We start from the raw sequence: 6,708 nt of genomic DNA on the forward strand, positions 1-6,708 counted from the left end.
ATTGCAAATTCCTAAAATATATAAATAGTAGTTTTCCAATTCCATTGAAATAAAATTATTTTTTAAACACAGTAGTGTTTAAAATTTTTGCTGGTTTAGGGTTTTATTAGGGTAAAGACGGGAGTATTCCTACTCCCGTCACATTTTAAATATATATCAGCATTGGTTCCGTTTTTAAAATTCCATATCCCAAATAACACCAGTTTAATATCCGAAATAACCAATAAAATTTTATCTGAGAAAAGTCAAATTTCTTATTAAGTGCTTGGTAACATTTGTACATGAAAAAGGCATCCATTTTCGTGGATGCCTTTTCATTTAAGTTATTTGTGTTTAAAACTTTGCCCCAACACTTATAAAGATATTTCTTCCATCGGCAGGTAACGCACCAGGGCCTGGATAACCTCCCGAACGGCGGGTGAAATATACAGCATTGGTTAAATTATTAATGCCGGCCTTTACACTAAAGTTTTTTGCAAATTTATAAGACGCACTTAAGTCAATAATGGAGTAAGATGGTATTAATCCATTATTTCCATTTGCTGCAGGTGTAACTGAATTATTAGCATCGCTAAAAGTTTTGCCAACACTACTAAGTTGTGCGGTAAGTAAAAAAGTTTTGTAACCACCCGTTATACCGCCACGAAAAATATTTTGTGGTGCATTCTCCAGTCTCTTTCCTTTTGTTGCAGCATCTTTATGGTTACCGGCATACCTGGCGTCTGTATATCCGTAACTGCCAAATATCAGTAATTCTGTATGCTTATTTTTTGTAAAAGCCCTTAAAACATTAAACTCTGCATATCCTTCAAAACCCTTGCTGGTACTGTTACCTACATTGGTTATAAGCCGGTAAGATGGAGTGCCTGCCACAGTAATGGTGCCTATCCGGTTATTGTACTGCAAATAAAATGTGCTGATATCAAATTGAAGAAAGTTTTTAATTTTTCCCCTGTAACCCAAATCAATATTATAGCCTTTTGAATCCAATAAATTTTCATCTACCACATCGGTGGTTGGGGGTGCCTGTAAATTAGCAAATTGAATGGGGCGGTAAGCCTGTGAAAAATTAGCGTAAACTTCTGTTGAATTGGTTACATGATATTCTGATCCTATACCGGCAAGTATAAAACTGCGGCTGCGTTTAATATTTTGCAATTTTATTTCGGTGCCTGATGTGGTGTATCCATTTCTGCCCGATGCATTGCCCTCCAGCCATTCGTAACGTATGCCCGGTATTATCAAAAATTTATCAGTAATACGAAAAATATTTTCTGCAAATGCTGCAGCATTATTTGATTTAAATTGAATATCCCTTAAATAATCACTCACTAATGATACATCATACTCCGTTCCGGTTGTTCCCTTACCATCAGCAAAACGGTGAGTGGTACCGGTATATAAACGTATGCCCCCGGAGATAGTATTTTTTAAATTTCCTAAATTGTAATCTGTAATGATGCGGCTTTCTAATCCGTAATTTCTGTACTCATCAATTTGTACTGTACGGTTATTGTAATTAAGAGTTGAGGGGTTAATGCTGTCTTTTATGGCAATGGTTTGCAAAAATCCAACACTGTTTCTGTTACCGATAGTGGAAAATAGTTTGGTATTCCATCTTGTTTTTTCATTAAGGTTGTAATTAAGGATCAATGCAGGTGTCGTCCATTTAATATCAAACCAGTTACGGCTCCTAAAACTTTGCTGTGCATTTGTATTAACATCAGCATCGGTTAATCCTCCAGGCTGCTGGCTGCGTACATGTGAGTGCATTACCTCGGCAGTTAACGAAAGTTTTGGCGTAAAATAATAAGTAACGGTACCAAAACCGGAATTGGTAAAATAGCGGCTGTTTTGTCTCCAGCCATCACCATTTCTATGATCGAAAAAAGAATAGTAATGTAATTTTGCAGTTCTGCCACCAATAGCATTGTAACTGTTGAACAATCCATTACTGCCAATTGTTTGCTGAGTTTCAAATTCAAATTTTTTCTTTACTTCACTGCCATTGCGAAGAATATAATTTACCAATCCGCCAAACTGCGGGCCGTATTGTAAAGAGCCCTGGCCACGTACCACTTCAATTCTTTGTACAGCCTGTAACTGTGGGTTATAATAAGCTTCGGGATAACCGAAAGGATCTGCAGCAATATCGTAACCATTTTGCCTGATGTTGAATTCCCAGCTTCTGTTGGGACTTAAGCCACGGGCTGCGATGCCAATCTGGATACCGCTTGGGTCGCTTTCCCAAATATGTATACCGGGTACTTTTGCCAAAACCTGGCGCATAGTATTAGTAACTACGTTACCCTGTACATTATCTAAAACAATTAAAGCATTTTTTTTGCCGGCATAAATAGAAGTACCTACAATTTCGGGCATCTGCTGGTAATCGCTTTTACTTCCCCTGCCTACTATAGTTATATCGGGTAAATATTTATGGATGGGTTTGGTAGAATCATCGTGAAAAACTTTTTTGTCCTGCTGTGCTGATGCAATTAATGAAGCAGTTGCCATTACTGTAAAAATCAAAAATCTCCTGAACATAGTTTATATATATTTTAGAACACAAAGGTGCCCTGTAATATTTAACTACAGTTACGGAAAGAGGAAACGCATTTACGCAAAGAGATATTAATGCAGTAACAATTCGCAGGGCTTAATGCCCGTATGCTTTTTAAAAGCAGTGCTAAAATGGGAGATTGAGGAGTAGCCCAGCAATGCCGATACTTCGGTTACGCTAAGGCCTTTATCGTACAACAAATATTTTGCATGCTCCATTCTTTGTGTTTGATAAAAATCAAAAATGGTGGTGCCGAATAATTCTTTAAATCCTTTTTTAAGATAACATTCGTTGATGGCAACTTTACGGCTGAGTGCCTTGATGGTTAAAGGTTCGCCAATATGTTGCAATAGTATTGCACGGGCATTAGTTATCTTTTCCCTGTCATCTGCATTGGCCAAAAACTTACAGGTAAATTTTTCTTCGGGGTCACCCATCATACAATCCATACTGTACAACAGCAAAATTTGTGTTTGGGCATTTAGAAAAATATTTTCTAAACTCTCGGTATAAGTATGATTGAGCAAAGCTTCAATAGCCATTCTGGTTTTACCGCACAAAGGAAGAATTTTACTAAAAGAAGTATTATGCTCAAATGAAAGTACATTATCCGAAAGGGTAGCATTTTTTTTACCGCTGGTAAATTGCTTAAGGTAAGATGGAGAAAAAGTAAAGCTCAATACATCTACACTGTCCACTTTTTCTACACAGGTTTTTGAAGAATTGAATTTACAAAAATCGCATTCCGTTTTTTTCTCCCTGCAATACACATTACCGCTAACACAAAACTTTAATTGAATATAATCTTCGGTGTGGTTATTTTTTTCGGTATGATAAATAAGCATGCCGGTATCTTCAATGTTCCACTGCGTTTCTTTTGCAAATCTTTTTATAGAATTATTTACACTGCCCGGTATTTGCTTTTCCTTATGCATTAATAGCTGCATTTGGTTTTGCATCAACGGCTGTTTGTACGCAATTTCTAATATATCGGAGTGGTCGTTCATTTTGTAAGTGCAAAGATAAGGCATCTACAATAAATATTTGTATATTTGAGTAAGATGAAAGCATCAGAATCAGTTAAAGTTTACACAGTAGAAGAATATATTCTTTTAGAGGAAGCAGGAGAGGTACGTCATGAATTTGTCAACGGAAATTTACACGAAATTTCAGGAGCATCAAGGGAACATCACAAACTTTGCAAAAAATTGCTGAGACTGTTAGAAGATTTGCTTGCCGGAACAGATTATGAAGTTAATATGGAAAACATGAAAGTTGCCATACCGGGCGGCAATCAATTTTATTACCCCGATATTTTTATTACTAAAGAATTACAAACCAGTCAAAATAAATACATACAATATGAGCCTGAATTAATTGTTGAAGTTTTAAGTGAAAGTACAAGAACTAAAGATAGTGTTGATAAATTTATACAGTATAGAAAAATTGAAACACTCAAATATTACCTGGTGGCCGAGCCGGAAAAATGCCTGGTGATGTGTTATTTTAAAATTGCAGATGAAGAATGGGACATGGTTTCATACACACAAAAAGAAGAGATAATACCTTTGCCAAACATTGGCATTTCCATCCCACTTCATCAAATTTACAATCCATAATTTTTCATCCCGTTTTCGTGTGGAAATCTTTATTAAAAATCCCTTGTTTTATTTACCTTCTCATCTTCTTAAACCCCCTGTTTTTCCTTATATTTGCCGATAATCGAATTTAAAAAAATAAAGACAGATTTAACCCATTTATGAGCACAGAAACAGTAGAGCGGACCGCAGCACAAAAAGCCAGTTATGGCGCAGACAGTATCCAGGTTTTAGAAGGTTTGGAAGCCGTACGTAAACGCCCCGCCATGTATATCGGCGATATCGGCGTAAAGGGTTTACATCATTTAGTATATGAGGTGGTTGATAACTCCATTGATGAGGCGTTGGCTGGTCATTGTAAAAATATTTCGGTAATTATTAATGAAGATAATTCCATCACTGTAGAAGATGATGGCCGTGGTATTCCTACAGGAATGCACACTAAAGAAAACCGAAGTGCATTAGAAGTAGTAATGACGGTATTGCATGCAGGCGGTAAGTTTGATAAAGACTCTTACAAAGTTTCAGGAGGTTTGCATGGTGTGGGTGTAAGTTGCGTAAATGCTTTAAGCTCCAAATTGCATGTTACTGTAAACAGGGATGGTAAAATGTTTGAGCAGGAATATGGTATTGGTATCCCAAAATATCCAGTAAGAGAAATTGGCACCTCAGATACACATGGCACCAAAGTGCAATTTTGGCCCGATCTTACCATTTTTACATCAGGCATTTATAACAGGGAAATTTTAGAAAGCCGTTTAAGAGAGTTATCTTTTTTAAACAGAAAAATAACTATTCATATCAGCGATTTACGTGAAAAGGATGAAGAAGGAAAAACTTACTCCAACACTTTTTACAGCGAAGGCGGTATTGTAGAGTTTGTACAACTGATTGATAAAAACGCTAACCGTTTACCATTAATTCCGCAAGCTATTTATTGCGAAGGGCTTGATAAGGGAAGTAATGTAATGGTTGAAGTAGCCATGATGTATAATGCCGGTTACCAGGAGCATCTTTTTAGCTATGTAAACAACATTAATACTATTGAAGGCGGTACACATGTGGCAGGTTTTCGACGCAGTATTACACGTGTGTTTAAAAGCTATGGCGAAAAGCAGGATATGTTTGCAAAAGCCAAAGTAGAAATTGAAGGAGATGATTTTAGAGAAGGGTTATCAGCAATTATTTCGGTAAAAGTTCCGGAGCCGCAGTTTGAAGGACAAACAAAAACCAAATTGGGTAACAGCGAAGTAATGGGTGTAGTAGATTCTACTTTAAGCCGTGTACTGGAAGCATTTTTAGAAGAAAATCCAAGAGAAGCAAAAACCATTATTCAAAAAGTAATATTAGCAGCACAGGCAAGGGCAGCGGCACGCAAAGCAAGAGAAATGGTGCAGCGCAAAAGTGTTTTAACTGGTGGAGGTTTACCCGGCAAGCTTGCTGACTGCAGTGATAAAGACCCGGGAAGATGTGAGTTGTTTTTAGTGGAAGGAGACTCGGCGGGTGGTACAGCCAAACAGGGCAGAGACAGAAGCTACCAGGCCATACTGCCATTGCGTGGTAAAATATTGAACGTAGAAAAAGCAATGGAGCATAAGATTTATGATAATGAGGAGATAAGAAATATGTTTACTGCACTGGGCGTAAAAATTGGTACACCCGAAGATCCTAAAGCATTAGATGTTTCCAAACTGCGGTATCATAAATTAATTATTATGACGGATGCCGATGTGGATGGAAGCCATATCGCTACTCTGATTCTAACTTTTATTTTCCGTTACATGAAGGAATTGGTAGAGCAGGGAAATGTGTACATTGCCCAGCCGCCTTTATATCTTGTAAAAAAAGGAAAAGAACAGGAATATGCCTGGACGGATGAAGAACGTAAAGGATTAATACAATTATTTGGACAGGGAAAAGATGAAAGTGTAAATACACAACGCTATAAAGGTTTGGGAGAAATGAATGCAGAACAATTATGGGAAACCACCATGAACCCTGCAACAAGAACATTAAAACAGGTTACTATTGAAAGTGCCGCCGAAGCCGATCGTGTGTTTAGTATGCTGATGGGAGATGAAGTGCCACCACGCCGTGAGTTTATTGAAACACATGCTAAATACGCTAAGATCGACGTGTAAATCAGCTTAAAATTAGGCAGTAACACAAAAAGTTATTAAGATTTCTAATCACATAATTAGGCAAATAAAATGGGGGGCTTTAAGCTCCCATTTTTAATTCAGCATTGTTCCGGTTATCCGCTGCAATCTTTTGCCCTGCCCTTAAAAGCCCTGCTGCAAAAGGATTTACGCTGGTATCCGGCAGCCCGTCAACAGTAATTTATATGCTCAGCTTTTAAATTATACAGTTTATACCCTTTGGCAAGGCAATTGCATAAGTAGGTTACAGTGTGGAAAATCAAGCTGTTTTATACGGGCGGGTTTTGGTAAATCCGCTATTTTAAGTAGCTTGTAGCTTGAAGCACACTACTTCAACCCATATTTACTAACAATAAATTCAAAAAAAATGAGCAACATGATCACAGCC

At 37.3% G+C, this 6,708-nt stretch carries 4 protein-coding genes; 2 read left to right on the forward strand and 2 right to left on the reverse strand.

Going from position 1 to position 6,708, the window contains the following annotated elements; genetic code table 11:
* Positions 1–333: 333 nt before the first annotated feature.
* Complete coding sequence (locus tag ACY651_RS19065) at positions 334–2,547, reverse strand: TonB-dependent receptor family protein (RefSeq protein WP_462255095.1); 2,214 nt, start codon at positions 2,545–2,547, stop codon at positions 334–336.
* An 87-nt stretch (positions 2,548–2,634) separates the two neighbouring features.
* Positions 2,635–3,570 (reverse strand): helix-turn-helix domain-containing protein, encoded by a 936-nt coding sequence (locus ACY651_RS19070; RefSeq protein ID WP_462255096.1) that lies wholly within the window; start codon positions 3,568–3,570, stop codon positions 2,635–2,637.
* Between the two features lie 54 nt (positions 3,571–3,624).
* On the opposite strand from ACY651_RS19070, the gene ACY651_RS19075 reads away from it, so the two are divergent.
* Positions 3,625–4,182 (forward strand): Uma2 family endonuclease, encoded by a 558-nt coding sequence (locus tag ACY651_RS19075; RefSeq protein ID WP_462255097.1) that lies wholly within the window; start codon positions 3,625–3,627, stop codon positions 4,180–4,182.
* 140 nt (positions 4,183–4,322) lie between these two features.
* Positions 4,323–6,302, forward strand: a complete 1,980-nt coding sequence (gene gyrB, locus ACY651_RS19080; RefSeq protein ID WP_462255098.1) for a DNA topoisomerase (ATP-hydrolyzing) subunit B — start codon at positions 4,323–4,325, stop codon at positions 6,300–6,302.
* Positions 6,303–6,708 lie beyond the last annotated feature (406 nt).

It is taken from the genome of Ferruginibacter sp. (assembly GCF_031391665.1).
GTDB lineage: Bacteria > Bacteroidota > Bacteroidia > Chitinophagales > Chitinophagaceae > Ferruginibacter.

Bases quoted from the DNA above. Each gene is read 5' to 3' on its own strand.
- ACY651_RS19065 (WP_462255095.1), bottom strand. From the start codon at position 2,547: ATGTTCAGGAGATTTTTGATTTTTACAGTAATGGCAACTGCTTCATTA.
- gyrB (WP_462255098.1), top strand. From the start codon at position 4,323: ATGAGCACAGAAACAGTAGAGCGGACCGCAGCACAAAAAGCCAGTTAT.
- ACY651_RS19070 (WP_462255096.1), bottom strand. From the start codon at position 3,570: ATGAACGACCACTCCGATATATTAGAAATTGCGTACAAACAGCCGTTG.
- ACY651_RS19075 (WP_462255097.1), top strand. From the start codon at position 3,625: ATGAAAGCATCAGAATCAGTTAAAGTTTACACAGTAGAAGAATATATT.